The organism is Streptomyces stelliscabiei (genome assembly GCF_014873495.1).
GTDB classification, from domain to species: Bacteria; Actinomycetota; Actinomycetes; order Streptomycetales; family Streptomycetaceae; genus Streptomyces; species Streptomyces bottropensis.
In genome coordinates, this window is record NZ_JADBGF010000001.1 from 3,021,412 (window position 1) to 3,034,743 (window position 13,332).

Annotated in this window: 12 protein-coding genes; 6 read left to right on the forward strand and 6 right to left on the reverse strand. The window is 71.1% G+C overall.

Annotated elements, in window-relative coordinates; translation table 11 throughout:
- Positions 1 to 240 precede the first annotated feature (240 nt).
- Together H4687_RS13245 and H4687_RS13250 are read left to right on the forward strand one after the other, a co-directional pair.
- Complete coding sequence (locus H4687_RS13245) at positions 241 to 669, forward strand: hypothetical protein (protein ID WP_050398475.1); 429 nt, start codon at positions 241 to 243, stop codon at positions 667 to 669.
- Between the two features lie 240 nt (positions 670 to 909).
- A complete protein-coding gene (locus tag H4687_RS13250; RefSeq protein WP_046918824.1) occupies positions 910 to 1,353 on the forward strand; it encodes a VOC family protein in 444 nt (147 codons plus the stop codon).
- Between the two features lie 109 nt (positions 1,354 to 1,462).
- On the opposite strand, the gene H4687_RS13255 is transcribed toward H4687_RS13250, so the two are convergent.
- The gene (locus H4687_RS13255; protein WP_005478482.1) at positions 1,463 to 2,824 is read right to left on the reverse strand and encodes a glutamine synthetase family protein; all 1,362 of its coding nucleotides are present in this window, start codon (positions 2,822 to 2,824) and stop codon (positions 1,463 to 1,465) included.
- A 391-nt stretch (positions 2,825 to 3,215) separates the two neighbouring features.
- Between H4687_RS13255 and H4687_RS13260 the strand changes: the two genes are divergently transcribed.
- The 3 genes from H4687_RS13260 to H4687_RS13270 all read left to right on the forward strand — a co-directional run bounded on the left by H4687_RS13260 (position 3,216) and on the right by H4687_RS13270 (position 6,392).
- Complete coding sequence (locus H4687_RS13260; RefSeq protein ID WP_046918823.1) at positions 3,216 to 3,878, forward strand: DUF3105 domain-containing protein; 663 nt, start codon at positions 3,216 to 3,218, stop codon at positions 3,876 to 3,878.
- Positions 3,879 to 3,906: 28 nt separating this feature from the next.
- Positions 3,907 to 4,527: a DUF305 domain-containing protein gene (locus tag H4687_RS13265; RefSeq protein ID WP_046918822.1), complete on the forward strand. Its 621-nt coding sequence runs from the start codon at positions 3,907 to 3,909 to the stop codon at positions 4,525 to 4,527.
- Between the two features lie 110 nt (positions 4,528 to 4,637).
- On the forward strand, positions 4,638 to 6,392 hold the full coding sequence (locus H4687_RS13270; RefSeq protein ID WP_046918821.1) for an NAD+ synthase: 1,755 nt from the start codon (positions 4,638 to 4,640) through the stop codon (positions 6,390 to 6,392).
- Between the two features lie 28 nt (positions 6,393 to 6,420).
- Here the strand turns inward: H4687_RS13270 and H4687_RS13275 are convergent, their stop codons facing one another.
- From H4687_RS13275 to H4687_RS13295, 5 genes are all read right to left on the reverse strand, one after another.
- Positions 6,421 to 6,963 carry a GNAT family N-acetyltransferase gene (locus tag H4687_RS13275; RefSeq protein WP_046918820.1) on the reverse strand — a complete coding sequence of 181 codons (543 nt, stop codon included), beginning with the start codon at positions 6,961 to 6,963 and terminating at the stop codon, positions 6,421 to 6,423.
- Between the two features lie 406 nt (positions 6,964 to 7,369).
- Positions 7,370 to 8,596: an MFS transporter gene (locus H4687_RS13280; protein ID WP_046918828.1), complete on the reverse strand. Its 1,227-nt coding sequence runs from the start codon at positions 8,594 to 8,596 to the stop codon at positions 7,370 to 7,372.
- Positions 8,597 to 8,719: 123 nt separating this feature from the next.
- Positions 8,720 to 9,769 (reverse strand): endonuclease/exonuclease/phosphatase family protein, encoded by a 1,050-nt coding sequence (locus tag H4687_RS13285; RefSeq protein WP_046918819.1) that lies wholly within the window; start codon positions 9,767 to 9,769, stop codon positions 8,720 to 8,722.
- 182 nt (positions 9,770 to 9,951) lie between these two features.
- Positions 9,952 to 10,587 (reverse strand): TetR/AcrR family transcriptional regulator, encoded by a 636-nt coding sequence (locus tag H4687_RS13290; protein WP_046918818.1) that lies wholly within the window; start codon positions 10,585 to 10,587, stop codon positions 9,952 to 9,954.
- Between the two features lie 46 nt (positions 10,588 to 10,633).
- Positions 10,634 to 12,211, reverse strand: coding sequence for an MFS transporter (locus tag H4687_RS13295; RefSeq protein WP_046918817.1), 1,578 nt, complete (start codon positions 12,209 to 12,211; stop codon positions 10,634 to 10,636).
- A 190-nt stretch (positions 12,212 to 12,401) separates the two neighbouring features.
- Between H4687_RS13295 and panB the strand changes: the two genes are divergently transcribed.
- Positions 12,402 to 13,268, forward strand: a complete 867-nt coding sequence (gene panB / locus H4687_RS13300; RefSeq protein WP_005478495.1) for a 3-methyl-2-oxobutanoate hydroxymethyltransferase — start codon at positions 12,402 to 12,404, stop codon at positions 13,266 to 13,268.
- The last annotated feature ends 64 nt before the right edge of the window (positions 13,269 to 13,332 follow it).

Genomic DNA, 13,332 nt, shown 5'->3' on the forward strand with positions numbered 1-13,332 from the left:
CCCCGGCCTCCCGTCGGATCAAGTCCGCGTCCGCTCACCCGATCACCCGACTTCATCGATCAAGGTCGTACGGGCACGAGCCTAACCGCAGTCGCGGGAGGAAGCGCCGGTCGGCCGTCGGCGGGGTCCGGTGGCCCGCTCACCGGGCGACCAGGGACTTCGCGGACCGCGGCCGGTGTGCGCGCCGGCGCCGTCGTCCCGGGAGGCCGCATTCACCATGTTCACGGCTGATCTGCCGATGTGGTGGAGGAAGAGGACGCGCCGGGCGGCGGGGAGGGTGCGAAGCGGCACCGGTCGTGGCGCGCGGTGGTGTCCTCGGAGACGGTGGCGCACACCGTGCTGCCGGAACCCGGCGGGGCCGCCGTCGCCGGGCTCGTCGCCCTGGTGGGGTGGCCGTTCGGGTGGCAGCCCGAGCCCGGCCTGCCGGCGCTCGGGCTGACCATCCCCGCGTCGCAGTTGTATCGCGACGCGCGACCGCCGCGCCGGCGTGCCGCGCTCGCCGCCTTCCTGACGCCGGCGACGGTGTCCCTGCTCCTGGCCACCGCCCTGAACCGGGCGCTGCCCGCCACGGCCGACCCGGGCATCGGTCTCCTGGTCGGCTACGCCCTCGCCATCCCGGTCGGCGCGGCTGTGCTGGTCCGATCGCTCGACCCGCCGGACGCCGTGTGACTGTGGTCGGCGGTCCGCACCGAGCGGCGGCCGGGGATGAGTTTCCGGCCTTCGCGGGGTCTGCCCTGTGACGACAGCCGACATGCCGACAGCCGACACGGTCTTCGCGGTGGCGCCCGGCACGGTTTTCGGCTTCGGTAAGGGGGAGGCCGTTCAGCCGGACGCGGTGGCGGTTCGGCTGAGGAACCGGTGCACACCGGCGCACAGGCACTCCGTCAAGGGCGACTTGGAGGACCAGGGATGCAGTACACGCTCGAAGTGATTCCGCTGCCCGTCAGCGACATCGACCGGGCCCGTGACTTCTACCGGGACAAGGTCGGTTTCCATGTCGACATCGACCAGGAGGTCATGCCCGGCATGCGGATCGTGCAGCTGACTCCCCCGGGCTCCGGCTGTTCCATCGCCCTCGGCGACGCCATCTGGGACATGGCCCAGGGCGTCAAGCCGGCCCCCGGTTCCTACCAGGGCCTCCAGCTCTGTGTGGCCGACATCAAGGCCGCCCACGCCGAACTCCGCGAACGCGGCCTGGACGTCTCCGAACCCGTCGAGTACGCCCCCGACGACGGCGCCACCTTCATGTACTTCAAGGACCCGGACGGCAACGGGTGGGCGATCCAGGAGTACCGCCGCCGGGTCTCGGAACCGCTGCACCGGGTGCTGGCGGACCTGGCGGAGCGGCGGTAGCGCCAGCGGCACGCACGCGCGCGGACCAGCGGGACATGACGCGGGGCCGACGGTCGTTGACCGTCGGCCCCAGCGGTCTGCGCGGCGGTGAGCGCGCTCCGACCTGCGCCTACAGCACCGGCAGGTTCTTCCGCAGCTCGAAGGCGGTCACCTCGCTGCGGTACTCCTCCCACTCCTGGCGCTTGTTGCGCAGGAAGAAGTCGAAGACGTGTTCGCCGAGGGTCTCCGCCACCAGGTCGCTGCGTTCCATGAGGGACAGGGCCTCGCCCAGGTTCTGGGGGAGCGGCTCGATGCCCATCGCGCGGCGTTCCGCGTCGGAGAGGGCCCAGACGTCGTCCTCGGCGCCCGGCGGGAGCTCGTAGCCCTCCTCGATGCCCTTGAGGCCGGCGGCCAGGAGCATCGCGTAGGCCAGGTAGGGGTTCGCGCCGGAGTCCAGGGAGCGGACCTCGACCCGGGCCGAGCCCGTCTTGCCGGGCTTGTACATGGGGACGCGGACCAGGGCGGAGCGGTTGTTGTGGCCCCAGCAGATGTACGAGGGGGCCTCGCCGCCGGCGCCCGCGGTGCGCTCGGAGCCGCCCCAGATGCGCTTGTAGGAGTTGACCCACTGGTTGGTCACGGCGGCGATCTCGGCCGCGTGCTTCAGCAGTCCCGCGATGAAGGAACGCCCGACCTTGGAGAGCTGGTACTCCGCGCCCGACTCGTAGAACGCGTTGCGGTCGCCCTCGAAGAGGGAGAGGTGCGTGTGCATGCCGGAGCCGGGGTGCTCGGAGAACGGCTTGGGCATGAAGGTCGCCTGGACGCCCTGTTCCAGCGCCACCTGCTTCATGACCAGGCGGAACGTCATGATGTTGTCCGCCGTGGACAGCGCGTCGGCGTAGCGCAGGTCGATCTCCTGCTGGCCCGGGGCGCCCTCGTGGTGGGAGAACTCGACCGAGATGCCCATGGACTCCAGCATGGTGATCGCCTGGCGGCGGAAGTCCATGCCGACGTTCTGCGGGGTGTGGTCGAAGTAGCCCGAGTTGTCGGCCGGGGTCGGGCGGGAGCCGTCGGTCGGCTTGTCCTTCAGCAGGAAGAACTCGATCTCGGGGTGGGTGTAGAAGGTGAAGCCCAGGTCGGAGGTCTTGGCCAGGGCGCGCTTGAGGACGTAGCGCGGGTCGGCGAAGGACGGGGAGCCGTCGGGCATGAGGATGTCGCAGAACATCCGGGCGGTGCCGGGGGCCTCCGCGCGCCACGGCAGGACCTGGAAGGTCGACGGGTCCGGCTTGGCGATCATGTCGGACTCGTACACCCGGGCGAAGCCCTCGATGGCCGAGCCGTCGAAGCCGATGCCCTCGTCAAACGCCTGTTCCAGCTCGGCGGGGGCCACGGCGACGGACTTCAGGAAGCCCAGCACGTCCGTGAACCACAGGCGTACGAAACGGATGTCGCGCTCCTCCAACGTACGGAGCACGAACTCCTGCTGCTTGTCCATCTTCCGCTTCCACCCATTCCTTGCTGGTCAGGCCGCCTTGCTCCCGAGCGACGGGAGGTGGTCGGGCACCTGAGCATCCCACCACAACACCATTTCATGCGCGTTGCGCACCTTGATCGGCGAACCGACCTCCGGCCGAACGCCCGGTGCACGGCAGGTGTACCTCCCACTGTGCGGGAGTACCGCTCCCTGTGCCGCTCAACCGCTCTGCCGCCCATCTTGCCTGCTCGGACCGACATCCGTAACGCCCGTGTCGTTCCGTGGGCGGTCCGCGGGGCCGGCGGGGCAGCATGGGAGGCGGGATCCCTCGTTTACGCGAGGGAGCGGATCAACTTACGATCAGCTGATCCGACCGTCCCATCCGACCCATCCCCCACTAAGGACACACCCCATGGCCGCCAAGACCAACAGCAGCGGGGACCGCAAGGCGCGCATCGAGGCGATGCGCCGTGCCGAGCGCTCCCGCGAGCGCCGGACCCGGATCCTCACGATCGGCGCCAGCGTGCTGATAGTCGCCGGCCTCGTGGTGGGCGGGACGGTCCTGATCCGCTCGCAGTCCGACGACGACAGCGGCAGCACGGCGAGCGACTCCAAGTCGTCGGGCAAGTGGAAGACCGGGTCCGACGGCGTCAAGACCTGGAGCACCAAGCTCACCCAGAACCACGTCACCAAGAGCGTGAGGTACCCGATGGAGCCCCCGGTGGGCGGCGACCACAACCCGGTCTGGCAGAACTGCAACGGCGACGTCTACGACAAGGCGATCAAGAACGAGAACGCCGTGCACTCCCTGGAGCACGGCGCGGTCTGGGTCTCGTACAACAGCAAGGCCTCCGAGGCCGACGTGAAGGCGCTCGCGGAGAAGGTCAAGAAGACGCCGTACACGCTGATGAGCCCGGTCGAGGACCAGAAGGACCCGATCATGCTCAGCGCGTGGGGCCATCAGCGCACGGTGACCGGCGCGAAGGACCCGAACGTCGACAAGTTCTTCGAGTCCTACGTCCAGGGCGAGCAGACGCCCGAGCCGGGTGCCGCCTGCACCAACGGCATCTCCTAGCGGCAGCGGGCCTGGGACAGTGGGAAGCATGAAGCACATCGGTTGGATCGCCTCCGGGGCCGCGGCGGCGCTCGTCGCGGCCGGGGCGATCACCTACGCGGTCGCCGACGGTGACGGGTCCGGGCTCAAGGCCCCCGCCGCCGACTCCGCCGACGCGGGGTTCGCCCGGGACATGGCCGTCCATCACCAGCAGGCCGTCGAGATGTCGTACACCGTGCGCGACCGGACGGACGACAAGGAGGTCCGGCGGCTCGCGTACGACATCGCGCAGACGCAGGCCAACCAGCGCGGCATGATGATCGGCTGGCTCGATCTGTGGGGTCTGCCGAAGGTGTCGTCGGACGAGCCGATGGCCTGGATGGGCATGGGCGGCATGGCCTCCGGCGAGGACGGCGCGCTGATGCCGGGCATGGCCACCGACGCCGAGATGGACGAGCTCGGCAAGCTCAACGGCAAGCGGGCCGAGGTCTTCTTCCTCCAGCTGATGATCGACCACCACAAGGGCGGCGTGCACATGGCGCAGGGCTGTGTCTCGAAGTGCACGGTCGGCGTGGAGAAGAAGCTCGCGCAGGGCATGGTCAACGCCCAGGAGTCCGAGATCTCGTTGATGACGGGGATGCTCAAGGACCGGGGGGCCGCGCCCCGGTAGCGCGCCGGTAGCGCCTCGCCCGGCGCGCGGGCGCGCGGGGGCGCGAGGGCGCGCCGAACGTGGGGCGCCCCACACCCCATAGCGTCGCTCTGACGATTACACTGGGTCCCGTGCCTCAACTTCGTCTCGCCTTGAATCAGATCGACTCGACGGTCGGCGACATCGCCCAGAACGCCGAGGCGGTGGTCCGCTGGACCCGGCACTCCGCCGAGCAGGGAGCGCATCTGGTCGCGTTCCCCGAGATGGTGCTGACCGGGTATCCCGTCGAGGACCTGGCGCTGCGCCAGTCCTTCGTGGAGGCCTCCCGCTCCGCGCTGCGGGCGCTCGCCGCGCGGCTCGCCGACGAGGGCTTCGGGGAGCTGCCGGTGGTGCTCGGCTACCTCGACCGTTCCGAGTCCGCCGCCCCGAAGTACGGTCAGCCCGCGGGGGCTCCGCGCAACGCGGGGGCGGTGCTGTACCGGGGCGAGGTGGCCCTCACCTACGCCAAGCACCACCTGCCCAACTACGGCGTGTTCGACGAGTTCCGCTACTTCGTGCCCGGCGACACCATGCCCGTCGTGCGGCTGCACGGCGTCGACATCGCCCTCGCCATCTGCGAGGACCTGTGGCAGGACGGCGGCCGCGTCCCGGCGGCCCGGTCCGCCGGGGCCGGGCTGCTGCTCTCCATCAACGCCTCGCCGTACGAGCGCGACAAGGACGACACCCGCCTGGAACTGGTCCGCAAGCGCGCGCAGGAGGCCGGCTGCACCACCGCCTATCTGGCGATGATCGGCGGCCAGGACGAGCTGGTCTTCGACGGCGACTCCATCGTGGTGGACCGCCACGGCGAGGTGGTCGCGCGGGCGCCGCAGTTCTCCGAGGGGTGTGTCGTCCTCGACCTGGACCTGCCGGCGGGCGCCGCCGAACCGGTCACCGGGGTCGTCGACGACGGCCTGCGCGTCGACCGCCTCGTCATCTCCGAGGAGCCGCTGCCCGCGTACGAGCCGGAGCTGACCGGCGGGTACGCGGAGCGCCTCGACGACGACGAGGAGGTGTACTCGGCGCTGGTGGTCGGCCTGCGGGCGTACGCGGCCAAGAACGGCTTCCGGTCCGTCCTGATCGGGCTGTCCGGCGGCATCGACTCGGCGCTCGTCGCGGCGCTCGCGTGCGACGCGCTGGGCGCGCAGAACGTGTACGGCGTGTCCATGCCCTCGAAGTACTCCTCGGACCACTCCAAGGGCGACGCGGCGGAGCTGGCGCGCCGGACGGGGCTCAACTTCCGCACGATCTCGATCGCCCCGATGTTCGACGCGTACATGGCGTCGACGGAGCTGACGGGTCTGGCCGAGGAGAACCTCCAGTCCCGGCTGCGCGGCACGCTGCTGATGGCGATCTCCAACCAGGAGGGCCACATCGTGCTGGCCCCCGGCAACAAGTCGGAGCTGGCGGTCGGGTACTCGACTTTGTACGGCGACTCGGTGGGCGCGTACGGCCCCATCAAGGACGTGTACAAGACGTCGATCTTCCGGCTGGCGGAGTGGCGCAACCGGGCGGCGGCGGAGCGGGGGCAGACCCCGCCGATCCCGGAGAACTCCATCTCCAAGCCGCCGAGCGCCGAACTGCGTCCCGGCCAGGTCGACACGGACTCCCTGCCGGACTACCCGGTCCTGGACGCGATCCTGGAGCTGTACGTCGACCGCGACCAGGGCGCCGACGCGATCGTGGCCGCCGGGTTCGACCGGGAGCTGGTGTCGAAGACCCTCCGCATGGTCGACACCGCCGAGTACAAGCGGCGGCAGTACCCGCCGGGCACGAAGATCTCCCCGAAGGGGTTCGGCAAGGACCGCCGGCTGCCGATCACCAACCGGTGGCGGGAGCAGGCTTAGGGGCCGGCCGGGGCCCGAGGGCGTTCCCTCAGGCCTCCGGGTCGCGCAGGCCGACGCAGTCGAAGGCCCAGAAGGCCTCCGCGTAGACGAAGGTGCCCGTCATCCACGGCTCGTACGCGGACAGACGGGCCACCTGGAACGCGGCTTCGGGAATGCGCAGCGACGGTGGGCGGAAGCCCGCCGCGCCGGCGCCCTCGAAGCCGCGCGTGCCGTAGTAGTGGGGGGACCCCTCCAGGAAGACCAGCGGCACACCCTGGCCGTCGGCCGCCGCGAGGGCGTGGGCGATGAGCCGTGTGCCGATGCCCCGGCCCTGGAACTCCGGGAGCACGCCGAGCGGCGACAGGGTCAGGACGTCCACGATCCGGCGCGGGGCGTCCAGGCGCGCCGCGCTCAAAAGGACGTGCCCGGCGACCCGGTCCTCGACGGTGGCGACGAAGGACAGGGGCTCCGTCGCGGCCTCCGTGGCGCGAAGTGCTTCCACGAGCGCGGGGACCCGCTCGCCGTCGCCGAAGGCGCGGGTGTGCACCTCGCGCACCGCCCGGTGATCGTCGGCGGTCTCCGGCCGGATCACCGGGCCGTTCCCGCGGGTGCGCTCCGCGCGCCCTCGTTCGCTTCGTGTGCCGTCATGGCCGCGAGGGTAGGCGGGAGTCGGCTCGTGCGCGAGGCGATTTCGATGGGCTCCGCGTGTCTCGGACGCGCGCCGTTGCCGACGGGCGCCTTCACGAACGGGCGCCTTCACGAACGAGCGCCGTCTCGGACCAGCGCCGTCTCGGACCAGCGCCGTCTCGGACCAGCACCGTCTCCGGCGCGCACCGTCTCGGACCCGCGCCGTTTCCGACCGGCGCCGTCACGGACCGGCTCTGCCTCAGACGCTCACCGTCACGGACCCGCGCCGTCACGGACCGGCTCTGCCTCAGACGCTCACCGTCACGGACCCGCGCCGTTTCCGACCGGCACCGTCTCGGACCGGCGCCGTCTCAGACCCGCACCGTCTCCGACTCCCCCGGCACGTGCGACGCCACCACGCGCCCGCGCTGCGGCGGGGCGACGGCCGCTCGGCGGTTGTCCACGGTGGAGGCCACGCCGGCGACCGCCAGGCCGACCAGCGCGAGAACCGCGCCCACCGTGGCCGGGGCCGTCGCGCCGAGACCGGCGGAGAGGGCCAGGCCGCCGGTCCAGGCGCCGCCGGCGTTGGCGAGGTTGAAGGCGGCCTGGTTGGCGGAGGAGGCGAGGGAGGGGGCCGCGGCGGCCTTCTCCATGACCATCAGCTGCAGGGGCGAGCCGGTGGCGAAGGCGGCGACACCGAGGAGGAGGACGGCCAGCGCCGCGCTCCACTGGGCGGACATCAGGACCGGGAACAGCGCGAGGACCGCGATCAGCGACGCCAGGCCGCCGAAGAGGGTGCCCCGCAGGGAGTGGTCGGCGAGACGGCCGCCGGCCAGGTTCCCGATGGTCGCGCCGACGCCGAACAGCGCGAGCAGCAGGGTCACGCTGGTCTCGGCGTACCCGGCGGAGTCCGTGAGCATGGGCGTGATGTAGCTGTAGGCGGAGAAGAGCGCGCCGAAGCCCGCGACGGTCGTGCCGAGGGCGAGCCAGACGGGCAGCGAGCGCAGGGCGCCCAGTTCGCCGCGCAGGCCGGCGGAGGGGCGGGCCTCCGCCCGGTCGCCCGGCAGCAGGAGCGCCAGGGAGGCGATCGCCGCGAGGCCGATCACGCCGACCCCGACGAAGGTGATCCGCCAGCCGAAGTGCTGGCCCACGAGGGTCGCGGCGGGGACGCCCGCGACGTTGGCGATCGTCAGGCCGAGGAACATCAGCGAGACCGAGCGGGCCTTGCGCTCCGGCGCCACGAGGCCGGTCGCGACGACCGCGCCGACGCCGAAGAAGGCGCCGTGCGGCAGACCGCTGAGGAAGCGGGCGGCGAGCAGCCAGTGCTCGTCGGGGGCGAGTGCGGAGAGCGTGTTGCCGACGACGAAGAGGACCATCAGCCCGATCAGGACCTTGCGGCGGGGCAGCCGGGCCGTGACGGCGGCGAGCAGCGGGGCACCGATGACGACACCCAGCGCGTACGCGGAGACGAGGTGGCCGGCGGCGGGGATCGAGATGCCGAGGTCGGCCGCGACCTCCGGGAGGAGGCCCATGATGACGAACTCGGTCGTGCCGATTCCGAAGGCGCCTACGGCGAGAGCGAGCAGGGCCAAGGGCATGGCGGGACCTTTCAGGAAGAGCGGGGGGATGTCGGGGTTCCGTTTCATCGTATGTTCCTTTGCGGAACAAACTCGAACCGGGGCCGTATTCCCCTGTCTCCCGCGACCGCCCCACCTGCGCGGTCAGCTCCCGGACGTGTCGATCGTCACCCGCGCCGCCACCGGCAGATGGTCGCTGCCCGTCTCCGGCAGCGTCCAGGACGCCGTGGGCTCCATGCCCCGGACCATGATCTGGTCGATGCGGGCCAGCGGGAACGACGCGGGCCAGCTGAAGCCGAAGCCGCTGCCCGCCGCGCCCTGGGTGGAGCGCATCTGGGCGGTGACGGCGTTCAGGGCGCGGTCGTTCATGGTGCCGTTGAGGTCGCCGAGGAGCGCGACCTGCTGGATCGGCTCGTCGGCGATGGCCTCGCCGAGGGCGTTGGCGCTCTTGTCGCGCTGGCGGGCGGTGAACCCGGCCTCCAGCTTGACCCGCACCGAGGGCAGATGGGCGACGTACACGGCGACCGGCCCGTCCGGCGTCGCCACGGTGGCGCGCATCGCGCGCTCCCAGCCGAGCTTGATGTCGACGGGCTCGGTGTCGCTCATCCGGTGCCGGCTCCACAGGCCGACGGTGCCGACGACCTCGTGGTACGGGTACGTCGCCGCCAGCGCCTTCTCGTACACCGGCACCGCGTTCTCGGTCAGTTCCTCCAGGGCCACCACGTCCGCGCCGGAGCCGGCGATCTCGCGGGCCGTGCCGGAGGGGTCGGCGTTGTCCGCGTTGACGTTGTGGGTGACGACGGTGAAGTCGCCGCCGCCGCCGGTCTTGCTGGTGACGAGTCCGCCGAAGATGTTCAGCCAGACGACCGTGGGCACCAGCAGCGCGATGAGCGCGGTCGCGGACCTGCGGACCAGCGCGAGCACGAGCAGCACCGGGATCGCGAGGCCCAGCCACGGCAGGAACGTCTCGGTCAGACTGCCGAGGTTGCCGACGGCGTTGGGGACCTGGGCGTGCAGCACCATGACCAGGGCGACGAGGACGGCGAGGACCGCGAGGACGATGCCCCGGCGCCAGATCCGCCGGTCCCCTCTCCAGCCGCCGAAGAGGCGGCCCAGCAGGCGCCGGAACCGGGATTGTTCGCGGCCCTGACCGGTGCCGCCGCCGCCCGTCTCCGTCATGTACGCCTGCGCCATACCGTCGCCTCACTGCCTGCCGTGCATTTTCCCCGCGCCTAAAGACCCTAGGGGATGATCGCCGTCGTTCCCGCCGCCGCACGGCGGGCGTTCGGGGACGAGGACGCACAACCCGCTGTTCGGAGTTCCGAACCGGTGGACAGGTCCCGACGTCTGTAACGAAACGCGCACATCACTGTGACTCACTTCGCAGAAGGACGAAGCCCTTCGAGCACCGTGTCGACGATGTTCTCCGCGAGATCCTCGGGCAGGGAGGCGTCCGGGCGCATGACGGTGCGCACGAGCATGGGGCCGAAGACCAGGTCGCCGACGAGGTCGAGGTCGACGTCGGCGCGGAGTTCGCCGTTGTCCCGGCCCCGGCGCAGGACCTCGGCGAGGGCCCGGCGGCGGGGGGCGACGACGTCCGCGTGGTAGGCGTCCCAGATCTTGGGGCTGCTCTTCATCTGGGCGATGACGTTGTGCAGGATCGCCGACGGCCGGTTGAGCAGCCCGCGTTGGCGTGCCGCCTCCAGGAAGACGACGAGGTCGTCGCGCATCGAGGTGCCGGGCAGCACGGGGTCCGGGGGTTCGGCCGCGCGCAGGACGTCGACGAAGAGCGCCTCCTTGCCGCTCCAGCGGCGGTAGATGGTCGCCTTGCCGACGCCCGCGGTGCGGGCGACCCGTTCGATCGACAACTCCGAGAGCGGCACGCCCTCTTCGAGGAGTTTCATCACGCCTTCGACGATGGACCGCTCCACGGCCTCGCTGCGGGGCCGCCCGCGGACGGGGCCCGCGCCCCGGACGCGTCCGTCTCCGGCGTGGCTCTCGGCGAGGCTCAAGGTCGACTCCGTCTCTGTGCGTCGTGGGACCGGACCGATTCTCCGGTCAGTGGTCGACGGCCGCCAACTCGGGCTCCTCCTTGCCCTCCTGACCGCCCTTCGGCCGTCCCGGCAGGAACACGGCCATGGCCACGGCACCGATCAGGGCGACACCGGCCCCGCACAGGGCGGTCACGTGCATGGCGTGCAGGAAGGCGTCGTGGGCCGGGCCGACCAGGGCCTCGCCCCGTTCGCCGAGACGGGCGGCGAGGCCGAGGGTGGCCTCGATGGACTCGGCGGCGGCGTGCGGGGCGCCGGCGGGCAGCTGATGCTCGATGTCGCTCCGGTAGGCGGTGGACAGCACCGAGCCGAGGACGGCGATGCCGAGGGCGCCGCCGACCTGGCGGAAGGTGTTGCTGAGCGCGGACGCGGAGCCGGCCTTCTCGCGGGGCAGCGCCTGCATGATGACGACGCTGAGCGGGGTCATCACATGGGCCATGCCGACGCCCATGAGGAAGAAGATGACTTCGAGGAGCCAGATCGGCGTGTCCCCGTCCAGCACGGCGAACGCGGCGAGCATCCCGGCGATCAGCGTCATACCGGCCGTGCACACCGCGCTGTTGCCGAAGCGGTCCACGACGAGCCGGGCGCGCGGCGCGAAGACGAGCTGCGCGACGGCCAGCGGCAGCATCAACAGGCCGGTCTGGAGCGGCGAGTAGCCGCGCACGGTCTGGGTGTAGAAGACGGAGAAGAAGGTCACGCCCATCAGCGCGAAGAAGACCAGGCCGATGACGCCGATGGACGCCGAGAAGACCTTGTTCCGGAAGAACGACATGTCGATGGACGGGTGGTCGCTGCGCTTCTCGAAGATCACGAAGGCGGCGAGGACCGCGAGTCCGGCCCCGATGGTGGCGAGGACCGTGACATCGGTGAAGTCGGCGAGCTGACCACCGCGGATGATGCCGTAGACGAGGAGCACGAGGCCGATGACGGAGAGCACCACGCCGACGGGGTCGATGCGGCCGGGGGCGGGGTCGCGCGAGTCGGGCACCAGCCAGATCATCAGGCCGAGCGCGAGGAGGACGATCGGCACGTTGATCAGGAACACCGAGCCCCACCAGAAGTGGTCGAGCAGAAGACCGCCGGTGATCGGGCCGATGGCGATGGCGAGGCCGACGCCGCCCGCCCAGATGCCGATGGCCTTGGGCTGCTCGTCGCGCTCGAAGACGTTCATCAGGACGGCGAGGGTGGCGGGCATGACGAAGGCGGCGCCGAGGCCCATCACCGCGCGGAAGACGATCAGCTGGGCCGGGGAGCCCGACATCGCGGCCAGCGCCGAGCCGAGGCCGAAGACGACGAGTCCGCCGAGCAGCACCTTCTTGCGGCCGAGGCGGTCGCCGAGCAGGCCCGCGGAGAACAGCAGCCCCGCGAAGACCAGCGTGTAGGCGTTGATCGCCCACTCCAGCTCGCTCTGGGTGGCGCCCAGGCCGGTGGGCTCGGGGGTGGAGATCGTCTTGATGGCGACGTTGAGGATCGAGTTGTCGAGCACCACGATCAGCAGGCTCAGCATCAGCACACCGAGAATCACCCAGCGGCGCCGGTGCACCGCCGCCGGTATGCGGGAGTCAGGGACTGCGGTAGTCATGTCGTCGAGCCTAGACCTATTTCGATACGGGACCGTCTCGTATCGAATATCTTTTACCCTGTTCTTACATGCCGCATGCCGAAACGGTCACATGCGCCCGCCCTAGCCCTCCCTCTCGGGAGGTGCCACCATGGAAGCGGTCCGGGGACGCCGTCAGGGTGCCTCGAGATGACATGAAGGAGCTGGAGCGATGACGCAGCTTTCGGCTGCCCAGACGAAGCCCTCCGACGGCAGCAAGGCGCTGTACGGGGGCAAGGGCACACGCCGTATCACCGTCCGGGACATCGCCCTCGCCAAGGAACGCGGCGAGAAGTGGCCGATGCTCACCGCCTACGACGCGATGACCGCCTCCGTCTTCGACGAGGCCGGCATCCCGGTCATGCTCGTCGGCGACTCCGCGGGCAACTGTCACCTCGGCTACGAGTCGACCGTGCCCGTCACCCTCGACGAGATGACCATGCTCTCCGCCGCCGTCGTACGGGGCACCAGCCGCGCCCTGATCGTCGGCGACCTGCCCTTCGGCTCCTACCAGGAGGGCCCGGTGCAGGCGCTGCGCTCGGCGACCCGGATGGTCAAGGAGGCCGGGGTCGGCGCGGTCAAGCTGGAGGGCGGCGAGCGCTCGCACCGCCAGATCGAGCTGCTGGTCGAGTCCGGCATCCCCGTCATGGCCCACATCGGCCTCACCCCGCAGTCCGTCAACGCGATGGGCTACCGCGTGCAGGGGCGGGGCGAGGAGGCCGCGCAGCAGCTGCTGCGCGACGCCAAGGCCGTCCAGGACGCGGGCGCGTTCGCGGTGGTCCTGGAGCTGGTTCCGGCGGAGCTGGCGGCGGAGGTCACCCGGGTGCTCCACATCCCGACCGTCGGGATCGGGGCCGGGGCCGAGACCGACGCGCAGGTCCTCGTGTGGACGGACATGCTCGGGCTGACCGGGGGGCGGATGCCGAAGTTCGTGAAGCAGTACGCGAATCTCCGGGCGGTCATGGGTGACGCGGCGAAGGCGTTCGCGGAGGACGTCGTGGGCGGGACGTTCCCGCAGGAGGAGCACTCGGTCCACTAGGCCTCCCCCGCGCCCCCTGCTTCTCAGGGGGCGCGGGGAACCGCGCGAGCAGCCCCCACCCGCC

Bases quoted from the DNA above. Each gene is read 5' to 3' on its own strand.
- H4687_RS13250 (WP_046918824.1), top strand. From the start codon at position 910: ATGCAGTACACGCTCGAAGTGATTCCGCTGCCCGTCAGCGACATCGAC.
- H4687_RS13255 (WP_005478482.1), bottom strand. From the start codon at position 2,824: ATGGACAAGCAGCAGGAGTTCGTGCTCCGTACGTTGGAGGAGCGCGAC.
- H4687_RS13260 (WP_046918823.1), top strand. From the start codon at position 3,216: ATGGCCGCCAAGACCAACAGCAGCGGGGACCGCAAGGCGCGCATCGAG.
- H4687_RS13265 (WP_046918822.1), top strand. From the start codon at position 3,907: ATGAAGCACATCGGTTGGATCGCCTCCGGGGCCGCGGCGGCGCTCGTC.
- H4687_RS13280 (WP_046918828.1), bottom strand. From the start codon at position 8,596: ATGCCCTTGGCCCTGCTCGCTCTCGCCGTAGGCGCCTTCGGAATCGGC.
- H4687_RS13285 (WP_046918819.1), bottom strand. From the start codon at position 9,769: ATGGCGCAGGCGTACATGACGGAGACGGGCGGCGGCGGCACCGGTCAG.
- H4687_RS13295 (WP_046918817.1), bottom strand. From the start codon at position 12,211: ATGACTACCGCAGTCCCTGACTCCCGCATACCGGCGGCGGTGCACCGG.
- panB (WP_005478495.1), top strand. From the start codon at position 12,402: ATGACGCAGCTTTCGGCTGCCCAGACGAAGCCCTCCGACGGCAGCAAG.